Origin of the sequence: Bradyrhizobium sp. Ash2021, from assembly GCF_031202265.1 — a bacterium.
Lineage (GTDB): Bacteria > Pseudomonadota > Alphaproteobacteria > Rhizobiales > Xanthobacteraceae > Bradyrhizobium.
Window position 1 is genome coordinate 46,794 of record NZ_CP100604.1, and the last position, 14,793, is coordinate 61,586.

Sequence of the window (14,793 nt, forward strand, 5' to 3'; positions counted from 1 at the left end):
AATGCCAGACTCCGATCCGATCCATGACAACCCGCGCAACACGCGCAATCTGCCCGCCGTGGTGCCGGAAGGCGAGGTGCTGCGCCCGACCGCCGAAAACTGGCTGACGCGGGCGATCCGCACGCTGTTCGGCTGGAAGCCGGGATCGGTCCGCGACGATCTTCAGGTCGTGCTCGACGCCTCGCAGCCCGACGAGGTGGGCTTTTCGGCGATCGAGCGCACCATGCTGCGCAATATCCTCGGCCTGCACGAACGGCGGATCGCCGACGTGATGGTGCATCGGGCCGACATCGTTGCGGTCAAGCGCGACATTCCGCTCGGCGAGCTGATGAGCCTGTTCGAGAGCGCGGCGCATTCGCGGCTCGTCGTCTACAACGAAACCCTCGACGATCCCGAAGGCATCGTTCACATCCGCGACTTGCTGGTGTTCATGACCGCGCGGGCGCGCGTCGGCGAACCCGGCAAGACCAGGCGCAAGAAGCCGTTCCCGGCCGGGCTCGATCTGCGCGCCGTCGATCTGGCGCTGCCGCTCGCTGAGGCCAACATCATCCGCAAGCTGCTCTTCGTGCCGCCGTCGATGCGGGCGATCGATTTGCTGGCGCAGATGCAGGCCTCGCGCATCCATCTGGCGCTGGTGGTCGACGAATATGGCGGCACCGACGGGCTGGTCTCGATCGAGGACATCGTCGAGCAGATCGTCGGCGAGATCGACGACGAGCATGACAGCGACGAGCCGCCGGCGATCGTGCGGCAGGCCGACAATTCCTTCATCGCGGACGCCCGCGCCAGCCTCGACGACGCCCGTTCGGTGATCGGCGAGGATTTCATCACCGGTGAAGCCAGCGATGAGGTCGCCACCCTTGGCGGCTATCTGGTGTCGCAGGTCGGCCGCCTGCCGGTGCGCGGCGAGGTCATTTCGGGCCCGGGCCAGTTCGAGATCGAAGTGCTCGATGCCGATCCGAGACGCGTCAAGCGCCTGCGCATCGCCATCCGCAAGGAACGTCCCGCGGCGCGCACGCAGCGCGAAAGCCGTCGCCGCGAAGCTTCCCCCGACGGCAGCACGCCGCAGGCCAATGACAACGCGCCGCCGTCCGGCGATGGAGCCGGTTCGCAGTGAAGTCATCCAACAAACTCCGCACCGCCGGTCTCGCGATCATCCTGGCCTGGGGATGGAAGCGCGCCGCCATCGCGCTGGTCGCCGGCGCATTGTCGGCGCTGGCGATGGCGCCGTTCAATGCATGGCCGGTATTGTTCCTGACCTTTCCGGTCGCGGTCTGGCTGATCGACGGCGCCGCGGCCGGGCGATGGCGCGGCGTCCCGGCGGCGGCGATGACGGGCTTCTGGTTCGGGCTCGGCTATTTCGTGCCGGGGCTTTACTGGATCGGCTACGCCTTCCTGGTCGATGCACCGACCTTCGCCTGGCTGATGCCGTTCGCGGTGCTGGGCCTGCCGGCCTATCTCGCTCTATTCACCGCGTTCGGCTTCGCGTTGGCGCGCCTGCTCTGGACCCGCGACGCGTCGCGTCTGCTCGCGCTCGCGATCAGCCTGACGGCAGCTGAGTGGCTGCGTGGCCACGTGCTGACCGGATTTCCGTGGAATGCATTCGGCTACGCGCTGACGGAGCCGCTGGCGCTGGCCCAGACCGCCTCGCTGATCGGGCTGTGGGGCATGACGTTCCTGACCGTTGCGATCTTCGCCAGCCCGGCCGTTTTGATCGACGGCAGTTCGCGCGGACGAAAGCCCTGGATCGCGCCGGTGACGGCGCTGCTGCTGCTCGTCGTCATGGGGATCTTCGGCGCCGTCCGCCTGACGCTGCTGCCGACGGCGATGACGAAGGTCAAGCTGCGCATCATGCAGCCCAATCTGCAGCAGGACGTCCGTTTCAACTACGCCGCCAAGGCGGACGTGATGCAAAAATACCTGACGCTGTCCGACCGCGCGTCCGGGCCGCAATCCACCGGCGTGCGCGATGCGCACATCCTGATCTGGCCGGAATCGGCCTTCCCGTTCTTCCTGACGCGCGAAGCCGATGCGATGGCGCAGATCGCCGATTTGCTGCCCAAGGGCACCGTGCTGATCACCGGCTCGGTGCGCGCGCCTGACGTGCCGCCCGGCGTCCGCATCACGCGCGCCTACAACTCGATTTATGTCATCGACCATGATGGCAGCGTATTGTCGGTTTACGACAAGCTGCATCTGGTGCCGTTCGGCGAGTACTTGCCGTTTCAGGACTTGATGGAAAAACTCGGCTTCGTGCAGCTCACGAAAGTTCAGGGCGGGTTCATTCCAGGCACGCGCCGCCGCTCGATGGAAATACCGGACGCGCCCCGCGTGCTGCCGTTGATCTGTTACGAAGCGATTTTTCCCGGCAATATTTCGGCGCGCGACGATCAACCCGGCTGGATCGTCAACCTGACCAATGACGGCTGGTTCGGAATTTCAACGGGGCCCTATCAGCATCTGCAGCAGGCACGCCTGCGCGCGATCGAAGAAGGGTTGCCCGTTGTTCGTGCAGCCAACACCGGCATTTCCGCGGTCATCGATCCGGAGGGACGAATTGTCGCACGGCTCGATCTTGGCATCGAAGGGGTGCTGGATGCCGGCCTGCCTGCCGCAATTCCGCCGACGGTTTATGCGCGCACCGGCGATATTCCGGCTGCCACAATTATGGTTGCCGCTTTGTTGCTTGTCATCCGGCGCAGAATTTCGCGGCGAAATTCCTGACACCGTCACTTTGCCGAATGTTGCCGATGTGGAAATTCCCGCATGCGCTAATCCACGGGTTGACAGACTGTCCGTGTACTTCGCATTCTAGGGTTCCAATCAAGAACAGAACCCCAGTCAGTTCATTGCTCATCCGCATGCTTCCCGATCCTCCGAGCAGGATTTGACGATACTGGCGCCTGAGGCATACTTCGCATTCGTCATGCCTCATCCTCTGGGCGCCTCCTAGGAGTGTTGGAGATGTCGACCAAAGCGCCCAACCCTGTTGACAAATATGTCGGCAGCCGTGTTCGCATGCGGCGCATCATGCTGGGCATGAGCCAGGAAAAGCTCGGCGAAGCATTGGGCCTCACCTTCCAGCAGGTTCAGAAGTACGAAAAGGGCACCAACCGGGTCGGCGCCAGCCGCCTGCAGCAGATCTCCGAAATATTGCAGGTGCCGGTTTCCTTTCTGTTCGATGGCGGCCCGAGCGGGGCCGTCAACAGCGAAGGCTTCAGCGAGGGCACCTCGCCGGCCTATGTTTCCGATTTTCTCGCAACCTCGGAAGGCCTGGCTCTGACGCGCGCCTTCACGCGCATCGGCGACGCCAAGCTCCGCCGCAGCATCGTCGAACTGGTCGAACAGATCGCCGCCCGCGAAGGCCCCGACAAGCGCTGAGATCGGCTGTCATCCCCTGACGTGGCAATTGACGCACAGGCGGGCGTCGGCGCATGACATTGGAGCGTTTTCGAGCGAAGTGGCTACCGGTTCGCATAGCAATCAAGTTTACGCAGATTGCGTAGACTTATCTGCGGTAGAAAACGCGTCAAACGAGAATCAGGGTTGAATTGTTTTTAGGCAAAATGCACCGATGACAACCACGTCAGCCAATTCCTTCGATTCCGGATCGATCCTCGACGGCATCCGCCGCTGGGTTGAAATCGAGACGCCGACCGACGCGCCCGAACAAGTCAACAAGCTCGCCGACCTCGTCGCTGCGGGCTATCGCGACCTGCCCGCGACCGTCGAGCGGATCGCGGGCCAAAGCGGATGCGGCGACCATCTCGTCGCGCGTTCGGCATGGGGCCAGAGCGAGCCGGGAATCCTGGTGCTGAGTCACCTCGATACGGTTCATCCAATGGGATTCATCGAACGGCTGCCGTTCAAGATCGAGGGCGACGTCGCATTCGGCCCCGGCATCTACGACATGAAGGGCGGAGCCTATCTCGCCTACCACGCCTTCCGGCAGGTTTGCGCCAATGGCGCGCGCTCGCCACTGGGCGTGACCCAGCTCTACGTCTCCGATGAAGAAATCGGCAGTCCGACCTCGCGGGCGCTGATCGAGGCCGAGGGACGCAAAGCGAAATATGTGCTGGTGACCGAACCCGCGCGGGACGGCGGAAAAATTGTCACCGGACGCAAGGGCGTCGGCCGCTTCGAGATTTTCATCAGGGGCGTGCCTTCCCATGCCGGCACGCGGCCGGGGGACGGCCGCAGCGCCATCCGCGAACTCGGCAACATCATTCAGACGCTGGAGGCGATGAACGATCTCAAGCGCGGCATCACCGTCAATGTCGGCGTGGTCAGGGGCGGCACCAGGCCGAACGTGATTGCGGAGGAGGCCTATGCCGAGGTCGACATGCGCGTGCCGACCATTGCCGATTCCGACGAGCTGGTACCGAAAATCCTTGGTTTGAAATCACGCACCGACGGCGTCACCGTCAAGGTGATGGGCGAATTGAACCGCCCGCCTTACGAAAAGGGCAACGCCGGCGCAGCGCTCTACGAGCATGCAAAAACGCTCGCGGCCGAAATCGGCTTCGATCTGGTGGATACATCGACCGGCGGCGGCTCCGACGGCAATTTCACCGCACCTCATACCGCAACCCTCGACGGCCTCGGCGTCGACGGCAAGGGCGCGCACACCCATTACGAACAGATGTACATTTCATCGATCGAGCCGCGGGCGCGGCTGCTGCATCGGCTGTACCAGACGCTGCGATGAGCGCGTTGCCTGGCGATCCCGAAGATCGCGAAACCCCGTCTGACGAAGGCGCCGCCGCTCACGCGCGCGGTTCGTTCTTCGGCCGCCGCAAGGGCCACAAACTGCGCATCCACCAGGCCGACCTGATCGCGCATCTGCTGCCGCAGCTGGCGCTCGACATCGGCAGCCCCGCGCCGGCCAATCTCGCCGATCTCTTCGGAATGCCGCTCGACGATGTCAGGCTCGAAATCGGATTCGGCGGCGGCGAGCATTTGATCGCCGAAGCGCAGGCATTTCCCACCATCGGGTTCATCGGCTGCGAGCCCTATGTCAACGGCATGGCCAAGATCCTGACGCAGATCGAGGCCGCCCAAATCAGAAACATCCGGCTTTACGCCGGCGACGCCGCCGAACTGGTGGCATGGGCGCCGCCGCGATCGATGGCCCGGATCGACCTGATCCATCCCGATCCCTGGCCGAAGCGGCGGCACTGGAAACGGCGCTTCGTGCAGGACGCGACGGTTGCGGCGATGGCGCGCATCATCAAGCCGCACGGCGAGTTTCGTTTCGTCAGCGATATCGACGACTATTGCGCATGGACGCTGGCGCATTTGTTGCGCTCGCCGGATTTTTTGTGGACGGCAGAGCGCGCCGCCGATTGGCATTCGCCCTGGGCCGGCTACACCATGACGCGCTACGGACGCAAAGCCGAGCGCGAGGGGCGGAAAGCGGCGTATCTGCGGTTTCGGAGAGTCGGATAAAAGATCTCACCGCCGTCATTGCGAGCGAAGCGAAGCAATCCATGCGGCAGCGGAAGGAAAGAATGGATTGCTTCGTCGCTTCGCTCCTCGCAATGACGAGGAAGGATCACCCCGACGGGCGGAGCTTCCAGAAGCCGACGACGCGCTCGGCGGTCGACGGCATCAGGCGCGCGAAATTCACGCGCGCGCTTTCGATGTCGGCCGGCGACGCCACCCGGTTCGGGCCCAGCCGAAGCAGGATCAGCGCACGCACGGTCGCCCATTCGAGGCCGACCGCCTTGCCGGCGATCAGGATCGGATCGTAGCGCTCGCCGGCAATCAGACGGTCCAGCGTTGCGATTTTCACGCCGGTCATGGCGGAGAGCGCCGCAACCGATTCCTCGTATTTGTAGGATTTCGCAAAGCCGAGCAGCGCGCTCTCGTTCAGTTCGCCGGCCCGGTGCAGCGCCAGCACCGTGCGCTGGGCCGGCGCGAAATCGCGCTGGCTCTCGACCCGCTCGGTCAGGCCTGAGATTTCGCTCATCGCCCGCTTGATCGCCGATTGTCTTGCGGGCTTGACCACATCGAACAGACGGCGGCGAACGACATCGATCGAACCGGCCAGCAGATCCTTCAATTGCTCGGCCGACAGATCGTCGCGCTGACCGACCGCAAGCGTCAGCACGCCGTCCTGGCCGGCGCGCTTGATCAGCGTCGAATAGCCCGATGACGAGAACTGTGCACCGGCATTGCGTGCCGCGCGCCGGACGACGTCGCGATCGCCGCGGCGCACGATGACGTCGGTGAGATCGGCCGAAAGCGCCGGCCGCTCCGACATCGCCAGCAGATGGCCTTGGCCCTTTGTCGCCGCGATTTCGATCAGCACCTGCTCAGTGATGACGGGCGATCGGCGCAGCAACGGCCCCGCGATCGCGATTTCGTCTTCATGCGCGAGTTGCCCGACCAGCCCGCGCGGCGCGTTGGCAAGCAGCGACAGCCGCTCGGCCAGATCGGCGCGCGCGGCAAATTCGGCGTGCGGGACCAGACTGGTCAGGACACCGTCGAACAGATCGACGTGATCGGCGCGGAAAGTCGCTGCGCCCTGCAGGAACAGCTCGCTGATCCGGCGCGCGGCCTCGGCGCGGCGTTTGGGGTCGCCTCCTCGGACGATCTCGTCGAGTCCGGGGATCAGCGTGGTCGCTGTTGTCATAAACCTACCTAAACCGGCCGCATCGGCTGGTTTTGCGGCAATCTAGGCGGGGTAGGTGAATGAAGGGTTAGGTTTGCATCGCTTCCGAGGTGATGTAAAATCGCTCTTAACGGGGTCCCGGGCCTTGCCGGATTGCGGGAAAACCGCTATATCCGCGGCAACTTATCGTTCTCATACGATCGCGTATTGAGAGTGGGCCCCCCCGGACCCGCTCTTTTTTATTACCTGAACGAGCCCAGCCCGGAACGGGTGGCAGGCCCGGTTCAGGGAACCGGCCGGATCGCAGTGAAGGCCCGGCTTCAACCTATGCACGTAAGACGCTTTTGACCCTGGATATGACCGATCCAACGACTGGTTCCGTGGACCTAGACCTGCTTGCCGAGCCCCGTCTCGTGGTCGAGCCGGGCTTGGCCGCGCGCGTGTCGGCGGTCGCCGGTCCGGTGCTGCAGGGGATGGGCTACCGGCTGGTGCGGATCAAGATATCCGCCGAATCCGGCTGCACGGTCCAGATCATGGCGGAACGGCCCGACGGAACCATGCAGATCGAGGATTGCGAGGCGATTTCGCGGGCGCTGTCGCCAGTGCTCGACGTCGCCGATCCGATCGAGAAGGCCTATCGGCTGGAGATCTCGTCGCCGGGCATCGATCGCCCGCTGGTGCGGCGTACGGATTTCGAGCGCTATGCCGGCCATCTGGTGAAGGTCGAGATGGCGGTCGCCCATCAGGGCCGCAAGCGGTTCCGCGGCATCCTCGCAGGTGTCGAGGGCGACGCGGTGCGGCTGCATCGCGATGACCCGCGCGCGGACGAAGATGCCGATGTGCTGCTGGTGATGGAAGACATCGCCGATGCGAGACTGGTGCTGACCGACGAGCTGGTCGCGGAATCGATGCGGCGCGGCAAGGCAGCCGAGCGCGAGCTCAAGCAGAATCTCGGGCTGGCGCCGCCACCCCCGCCGCATGCGAAGAAAAGCGATCCGGCGAAAAGCAACAAGCCGAAGCCGAAATTGCCGAAGAAGCCGTTGCCGAAGAATACCAAGAAACACCGCCTCGCCGCGCAAGGATTGCCCGGCGGCGAATTCGATCCCAGCGAAGGAGACTGAGCCATGGCAGCTGTCAGCGCCAACAAACTTGAACTGCTGCAGATCGCGGACGCGGTCGCCCGCGAAAAATCGATCGACCGCGGCATCGTGATCGCGGCGATGGAAGACGCCATCGCCAAGGCGGCCCGCGCCCGTTACGGCAGCGAGACCGACGTTCACGCCGAAATCGACGCCAAGAAGGGCGAGCTCCGGCTGTCGCGCCACATGCTGGTGGTCGACGTGGTCGAGAACTCGTCGAACCAGATTTCGCTGGCGGACGCGCAGCGCGCCAATCCGGGCGCCCAGGTCGGCGACACCATCGCCGATACGCTGCCGCCGCTGGAATATGGCCGCATCGCCGCGCAATCCGCCAAGCAGGTGATCGTGCAGAAGGTGCGCGAGGCCGAGCGCGACCGGCAATACCAGGAATTCAAGGACCGCATCGGCGACATCGTCAACGGCATCGTCAAGCGCGTCGAATATGGCAGCGTGATTGTCGATCTCGGCCGTGGCGAAGCCATCGTGCGCCGCGACGAGATGCTGCCGCGCGAGGTGTTCCGCAACGGCGACCGCGTCCGCGCCTATATTTTCGACGTCCGCCGTGAAACCCGCGGGCCGCAGATCTTCCTGTCGCGCACCCATCCGCAATTCATGGCCAAACTGTTTGCGCAGGAGGTGCCGGAAATCTATGACGGCATTGTCGAGATCAAGGCGGTGGCCCGCGATCCCGGCTCGCGCGCGAAAATCGGGGTGATTTCGCGGGATTCCTCGGTCGATCCGGTCGGCGCCTGCGTCGGCATGCGCGGCTCGCGCGTGCAGGCCGTGGTCAATGAATTGCAGGGCGAGAAGATCGACATCATCCCGTGGTCGCCCGATATCGCGACCTTTGTCGTCAACGCGCTGGCGCCCGCCGAAGTCGCCAAGGTCGTGATCGACGAAGAGCGCGAGCGGATCGAGGTGGTGGTGCCCGATACCAATAACCAGCTGTCGCTGGCGATCGGCCGCCGGGGCCAGAACGTGCGTCTTGCCTCGCAGCTGACCGGCTGGGACATCGACATCCTCACCGAGCAGGAAGAATCCGAGCGCCGCCAGGCCGATTTCGAGAACTCGACGCGGGTGTTCATGGAAGCGCTCAATGTCGACGAGGTGGTCGGCCAATTGCTGGCGTCGGAAGGCTTTACCTCGGTCGAGGAACTCGCACTGGTCGACATCAAGGAGTTGGCCGGCATCGAGGGTTTTGACGACGAAACCGCCAACGAACTGCAGAACAGGGCGAAAGAATACCTGGAACAGCTCGAAACCGAGCTGGAAAACAAACGTAAGGAGCTCGGTGTGGACGACGCTTTGAAGACGGTGCCCGGCGTGACCTCGAAGATGCTGGTGAAGTTCGGCGAGAACGACATCAAGACCGTCGAGGATCTGGCCGGCTGCGCCACCGACGATCTGGTCGGCTGGACCGAGCGCAAGGAAGGCGGCGAGCCGACCAAGCATCCCGGCATTCTCGACGCCAACGACATCTCGCGCGACGACGCGGAAGCCATGATCATGCAGGCCCGCGTCCTTGCCGGCTGGATCACCGAGGCCGACCTCGCCAAGCAGTCCGAGGCGGCGGAAGCCCCCGAAGACCTGACGGCGTAAGGAGATGACCCGCGCATGCTTGCCGTGGCTGACCCCGATCTCGACAATGGACCGCGGACCGACAGGTCCGCGACCATGCGGATGTGCGCGGTCACCCGCGAGGTGCGCCCAATCGACGAGCTGATCCGGTTCGTGGTCGCCCCGACGGGCGAGGTGATCCCGGATTTGAAGCGAAAACTCCCCGGCCGCGGCCTCTGGGTTTCGGCCTCGCGCCGGACCGTTGCGGAAGCGGTGCGGCGACACCAGTTTAGCAAGGGTTTCAAGCGCGACGTTCGCGCCGCGCCGAGCCTTCCCGCGGACACCGAAATTTTGCTGATTCGCAGCGTCGCCGAGGCATTGGCCATGGCCGCCAAGGCCGGTCAGGTCGTCGCCGGTTTTGCCAAGGTCGAGGGCCTGCTTGCGCAAGGGGCGGCCCAGGCCCTGATCCACGCTTCCGACGGCGCGGCCGACGGAATCCGCAAATTGGACGCGATCGTGCGGCAAAAGGCCGGAAATATTGCTGAATCGCCGGATTTTCCGACCGTCAATGTTTTGACCTCGGCAGAATTGGATTTGGCACTGGGCCGGTCAAATGTGATACATGCTGCCCTGCTCGCGGGCCCGGCGAGCAAGACGTTCCTGTCGCGCTGCCAGATCCTGGTCCGATACCGGATGGCCGATGACGACAAGACCGAAGGTAGCGGCCAGAAATTCTGACTAACAAGACTTGCTTCAACGACTGTGCGGATACGCACAAGCAAACGAGATTAGGACTGCTGAATGGTTGATACCAAAACGCCTGGCGACAAGACTTTGAGTGTCCCGACCAAGACCTTGACGCTCAAGCCGCGCGTCGAGACGGGCACCGTACGCCAGAGCTTCAGCCATGGCCGGACCAAGCAGGTCGTGGTCGAAAAGCGCGGCAAGCGCCGCGTCGGCGGCGACGGGCCCGCAACGGAAGCGCATGCGCCCGAGCCGGTGGTCGCCAAGGCGGCGCCGCCGAAAGCCCCGCTGGCCCGCCCGTCAGCTCCGGCTGCGCCGCGCGGCGGTTCGGGCGTGGTGTTGCGTACCCTGACCGAGGATGAGCGTTCTGCGCGCGCCAGTGCACTGGCCGACGCCAGGGTCCGCGACATCGAGGAACGGCGGCTGGCGGAGGAAGAAGCCAAGCGCCGCTCGAGTAAGGAAGGCATCGAACAGGCCGAACGCGAGGCCGCCGAAGCGCGCCGCAAGGCCGAGGAAGAACGTCACCGCCAGGAAGAGGAAGCCAAACGCAAGGCCGAACTCGAGGCCAAGAAGCGCTTTGGCGAGGCCGAGGCCAAGCCGGCGGCCACCACCACGACGACCGCCGGGGCTCGCCCCGCGGCCCGTCCGGCCACGACGGCTGCAACGCCGCCCGCGCGCGCCCCCGGCGTCGCCGCCGACGCCTCCGACGAGGATGAAGGTCCGCGCCAGGTTCGCCGTGGCCCCGGCGGCGCGATGCGCCCCGCGGTGCCGCCGAAGACAACCCAGAAGCCTGGACCGCAAAAGGAACGCGGCCGCCTGACGCTGGTCACCGCGCTCAATGCCGATGACGTCCGCGAGCGTTCGATCGCCTCGTTCCGCCGCCGCACCCAGCGCCTGAAGGGGCACGCCGCCAACGAGCCGAAGGAAAAGCTGATCCGCGAAGTGGTGATCCCGGAAGCCATCAACATCCAGGAACTCGCCAACCGCATGTCGGAACGCGCGGTCGACGTCATCCGCCTCTTGATGAAGCAGGGCGCGATGCACAAGATCACCGACGTGATCGACGCCGACACCGCGCAGCTGATCGCCGAGGAAATGGGCCACACCGTCAAGCGGGTGGCCGCGTCCGACGTCGAAGAAGGCCTGTTCGATGCGGTCGACGACTCCGGCGATACCGAACCGCGCTCGCCGGTCGTGACCGTGATGGGCCATGTCGATCATGGCAAGACCTCGCTGCTCGACGCGCTCCGTCACGCCAATGTGGTCTCCGGCGAAGCCGGCGGCATCACCCAGCATATCGGCGCCTACCAGGTGACTTCGCCGGAAAGCGGCAAGAAGATCACCTTCATCGACACCCCCGGCCACGCCGCGTTCACCGCGATGCGCGCCCGCGGCGCCAAGGTCACCGACATCGTGATCCTGGTGGTCGCCGCCGATGACGGCGTCATGCCGCAGACCATCGAGGCGATCAACCACGCCAAGGCGGCGAAGGTTCCGATGATCATCGCGATCAACAAGATCGACAAGCCCGACGCCAAGCCGGAGCGCGTGCGCACCGAATTGCTGCAGCATGAGGTTCAGGTCGAATCGTTCGGCGGCGACGTCGTCGACGTCGAGGTTTCCGCCAAGAACAAGACCAATCTCGACAAGCTGCTGGAAATGATCGCGCTGCAGGCCGAATTGCTCGACCTCAAGACCAACGCGTCGCGCCCCGCCGAAGGCACCGTGATCGAGGCCAAGCTCGATCGCGGCCGCGGCCCGGTCGCGACCGTGCTGGTGCAGCGTGGCACGCTGCGCGTCGGCGATATCATCGTGGCCGGCGCCGAAATGGGCCGCGTCCGCGCCCTCATCAACGACCAGGGCGACACCATCGACGAGGCCGGACCTTCGGTGCCGGTCGAAGTGCTCGGCTTCAACGGCCCGCCGGAAGCCGGCGACCGTCTGGCCGTGGTCGAGAACGAAGCCCGCGCCCGCCAGGTCACGAGCTATCGCGCCCACCAGAAGCGCGAAAACGCCGCCGCCTCGATTTCCGGCATGCGCGGCTCGCTCGAACAGATGATGTCGCAGCTCAAGACCTCGGGCCGCAAGGATTTCCCGCTGATCGTCAAGGCCGACGTGCAGGGCTCGCTGGAAGCCATTCTCGGCTCGCTGGAAAAGCTCGGCACCGACGAAGTCGCCGCCCGCATCCTGCATGCCGGCGTCGGCGGCATCTCGGAATCCGACGTCACGCTGGCGGAAGGTTTCAACGCCGCCATCATCGGCTTCTCGGTCCGTGCCAACAAGGAAGCGGCGGCCGCGGCCAAGCGCAATGGCATCGAGATCCGCTACTACAACATCATCTACGATCTCGTCGACGACATCAAAAAGGCGATGTCCGGCCTGCTCGCGCCGACGCTGCGCGAAACCATGCTGGGCAATGCGCAGATCCTGGAAGTGTTCAACATATCCAAGGTCGGCAAGGTCGCCGGCTGCCGCGTCACCGACGGCACCGTGGAACGCGGCGCCAATGTGCGCCTGATTCGCGACAACGTCGTCGTGCATGAGGGCAAGCTCTCGACACTGAAGCGCTTCAAGGACGAAGTGAAGGAAGTGCAGTCCGGCCAGGAATGCGGCATGGCTTTCGAGAATTACGGCGACATGCGCGTCGGCGATGTTATCGAGTGCTATCGCGTCGAAACGATCCAGCGCTCTCTGTAAGTCCAAGTCTTACAGAGCGCCTGGGATTTTCAATCTGAACCGGCGTGCCCCGCGAAGGCGGGGCATCTACTAGTCAGCGAACTGATTTTGGTCAGGGATACTGGATCACCCGCTTTTGCGGGTGATGAATACATTGGGATTTTGAGAATGCCCCGCCATCACCAGAAAAGTTCCGCCCCCGGCGGCTCGCAACGACAGTTGCGCGTCGGCGAGACCGTACGCCACGCCGTCGCCGATATTCTGTCGCAGGGTAGCGTCCACGATCCCGATCTTGAAGGCCACATCATCACCGTTCCCGAGGTGCGAATGTCGCCGGACCTGAAGCTCGCAACGGTCTACGTGATGCCGCTCGGCGGACGCGACACCGATGTCGTGATCGCCGCCCTCGAGCGCCACAAGAAGTATTTGCGCGGCGAGATCGCGCACCGCGTTAACCTGAAATTTTCCCCTGATATCCGCTTCCGCGTCGACGAGCGATTCGACGAAGCGGAACGAATAGAGAAATTACTGCGAACACCTGCGGTGCAAAAAGACCTCGCACCCGATTCGGACGACAAGTGATGATCGTGACCACCGCAAACAGCGTGATCGAGCAGCCGAATGCTGAATCGAGCGACGTCCAGAAAAATATTTTTCAGGAACCGCGCAGCGATGAGCAGCCGCGGCGCGCCAACAACGACCCGCGGCAGAAGCAGCCGCGGCAGAACAATCAGCCGCGCCGCGACAAGCGCGACGTTCACGGCTGGGTCGTGCTCGACAAGCCGATCGGCATGACCTCGACGCATGCGGTCGCGGTGTTGAAGCGGCTGTTTTCCGCCAAGCGCGCGGGCCATGCCGGCACCCTCGATCCGCTCGCCTCGGGCGGCTTGCCGATCGCGCTCGGCGAGGCCACCAAGACGGTTCCCTTCGTGATGGACGGCCGCAAGCGCTATCGCTTCACGGTGGCCTGGGGCGAGGAACGCGATACCGACGACACCGAAGGAAGGGTGACCCAGGCCAGCGATGTCAGGCCCTCCGCGGAGGCGATCCGGGACCTGCTGCCGCGATTCACCGGCCTGATCGAGCAGATCCCGCCGCAATATTCGGCGATCAAGGTCCAGGGCGAGCGCGCCTACGATCTGGCGCGGGACGGCGAGACCGTGGAATTGAAGCCGCGGCCGGTCGAGATTCACCAATTAACCCTTGTCGAACATGGCGATAACGGCCAGTCCGTGTTCGAGGCCGAGTGCGGAAAAGGTACCTATGTAAGGGCGCTGGCCCGCGATATCGGCCGGATTCTGGGCTGTTTCGGCCATATCTGTGCGTTGCGGCGGACTCTGGTCGGTCCGTTTACCGAACGAGACATGATTCCGCTGGAACAGTTGGAGGCTTTGTGCAATAGAGCCGCGTCGGGCGAGGGTAGCCTCGCCGACGCGCTATTGCCCGTTGAGACCGCGCTGGACGACATCCCGGCACTGGCCGTCACACGGGCTGATGCGGCAAGGCTCCACCGGGGCCAAGCCGTTTTGTTGCGCGGACGGGATGCGCCCAATAGTAGCGGCACAGTCTATGTCACGGTGGCAGGCCGGCTTCTGGCCCTCGCCGAAATTGGCAATGGCGAGCTCATCCCCAAGCGCGTGTTCAACCTGACCGGACTGACTGCCAGTTCGGCTCGCAACAATGGAAGTGTTTGACGATGTCGATTACCGCAGAACGCAAAGCGGAAGTCATCAAGACGAATGCCAACAAGGCCGGCGACACCGGCTCGCCCGAGGTTCAGGTCGCGATCCTGTCGGAACGCATCAACAACCTCACCGGACATTTCAAGTCCCACGTGAAAGACAATCATTCACGCCGTGGTCTTTTGAAAATGGTCGCAACACGCCGTTCCCTGCTCGATTACATCAAGCGGAAGGACGAGGCGCGTTACAAGGCCTTGCTCGAAAAGCACAACATTCGTCGCTGATACCCTGGTTCACGCGCGCTTCTGGCGCGCGTTTTCGCATGATTTTCCGCAAAGCGGACTTTCGATTTTCGAAAGACGATCATGTGCAAGAGCAC

At 64.0% G+C, this 14,793-nt stretch carries 13 protein-coding genes; 12 read left to right on the forward strand and 1 reads right to left on the reverse strand.

Going from position 1 to position 14,793, the window contains the following annotated elements:
• Position 1: 1 nt before the first annotated feature.
• The 5 genes from NL528_RS00200 to NL528_RS00220 all read left to right on the forward strand — a co-directional run bounded on the left by NL528_RS00200 (position 2) and on the right by NL528_RS00220 (position 5,448).
• Positions 2-1,117 carry a hemolysin family protein gene (locus NL528_RS00200; RefSeq protein WP_309180772.1) on the forward strand — a complete coding sequence of 372 codons (1,116 nt, stop codon included), beginning with the start codon at positions 2-4 and terminating at the stop codon, positions 1,115-1,117.
• Positions 1,114-2,724: an apolipoprotein N-acyltransferase gene (gene lnt / locus NL528_RS00205; RefSeq protein ID WP_309180773.1), complete on the forward strand. Its 1,611-nt coding sequence runs from the start codon at positions 1,114-1,116 to the stop codon at positions 2,722-2,724. Before NL528_RS00200 ends, lnt begins: the two co-directional genes overlap by 4 nt.
• Before the next feature lie 240 nt (positions 2,725-2,964).
• Positions 2,965-3,381, forward strand: coding sequence for a helix-turn-helix transcriptional regulator (locus NL528_RS00210; protein WP_309180774.1), 417 nt, complete (start codon positions 2,965-2,967; stop codon positions 3,379-3,381).
• 193 nt (positions 3,382-3,574) lie between these two features.
• Entirely contained in the window at positions 3,575-4,708 is a 1,134-nt protein-coding gene (locus tag NL528_RS00215) for a M20 family metallopeptidase (RefSeq protein WP_309180775.1), read from the forward strand.
• Entirely contained in the window at positions 4,705-5,448 is a 744-nt protein-coding gene (locus NL528_RS00220) for a tRNA (guanine(46)-N(7))-methyltransferase TrmB (protein ID WP_309180776.1), read from the forward strand. Before NL528_RS00215 ends, NL528_RS00220 begins: the two co-directional genes overlap by 4 nt.
• A gap of 106 nt (positions 5,449-5,554) precedes the next feature.
• Here NL528_RS00220 and NL528_RS00225 read toward each other — a convergent pair whose 3' ends face one another.
• On the reverse strand, positions 5,555-6,637 hold the full coding sequence (locus tag NL528_RS00225; protein ID WP_309180777.1) for a DUF2336 domain-containing protein: 1,083 nt from the start codon (positions 6,635-6,637) through the stop codon (positions 5,555-5,557).
• 335 nt (positions 6,638-6,972) lie between these two features.
• Here NL528_RS00225 and rimP point away from each other — a divergent pair, with 335 nt between their 5' ends.
• The 7 genes from rimP (at position 6,973) to rpsO (ending at position 14,698) form a co-directional block, all read left to right on the forward strand.
• Entirely contained in the window at positions 6,973-7,737 is a 765-nt protein-coding gene (rimP, locus tag NL528_RS00230; RefSeq protein WP_309180778.1) for a ribosome maturation factor RimP, read from the forward strand.
• A 3-nt stretch (positions 7,738-7,740) separates the two neighbouring features.
• Positions 7,741-9,354, forward strand: a complete 1,614-nt coding sequence (gene nusA / locus NL528_RS00235) for a transcription termination factor NusA (RefSeq protein WP_309180779.1) — start codon at positions 7,741-7,743, stop codon at positions 9,352-9,354.
• A 15-nt stretch (positions 9,355-9,369) separates the two neighbouring features.
• The gene (locus tag NL528_RS00240) at positions 9,370-10,050 is read left to right on the forward strand and encodes an RNA-binding protein (protein ID WP_309180780.1); all 681 of its coding nucleotides are present in this window, start codon (positions 9,370-9,372) and stop codon (positions 10,048-10,050) included.
• Between the two features lie 63 nt (positions 10,051-10,113).
• Entirely contained in the window at positions 10,114-12,753 is a 2,640-nt protein-coding gene (gene infB, locus NL528_RS00245) for a translation initiation factor IF-2 (RefSeq protein WP_309180781.1), read from the forward strand.
• Positions 12,754-12,900: 147 nt separating this feature from the next.
• Positions 12,901-13,314, forward strand: coding sequence for a 30S ribosome-binding factor RbfA (rbfA, locus tag NL528_RS00250; protein WP_309180782.1), 414 nt, complete (start codon positions 12,901-12,903; stop codon positions 13,312-13,314).
• The gene (truB, locus tag NL528_RS00255; protein ID WP_309180783.1) at positions 13,314-14,426 is read left to right on the forward strand and encodes a tRNA pseudouridine(55) synthase TruB; all 1,113 of its coding nucleotides are present in this window, start codon (positions 13,314-13,316) and stop codon (positions 14,424-14,426) included. The genes rbfA and truB overlap by 1 nt, the downstream gene beginning before the upstream one ends.
• Before the next feature lie 2 nt (positions 14,427-14,428).
• Complete coding sequence (gene rpsO, locus NL528_RS00260; RefSeq protein WP_074272228.1) at positions 14,429-14,698, forward strand: 30S ribosomal protein S15; 270 nt, start codon at positions 14,429-14,431, stop codon at positions 14,696-14,698.
• Positions 14,699-14,793: the final 95 nt, after the last annotated feature.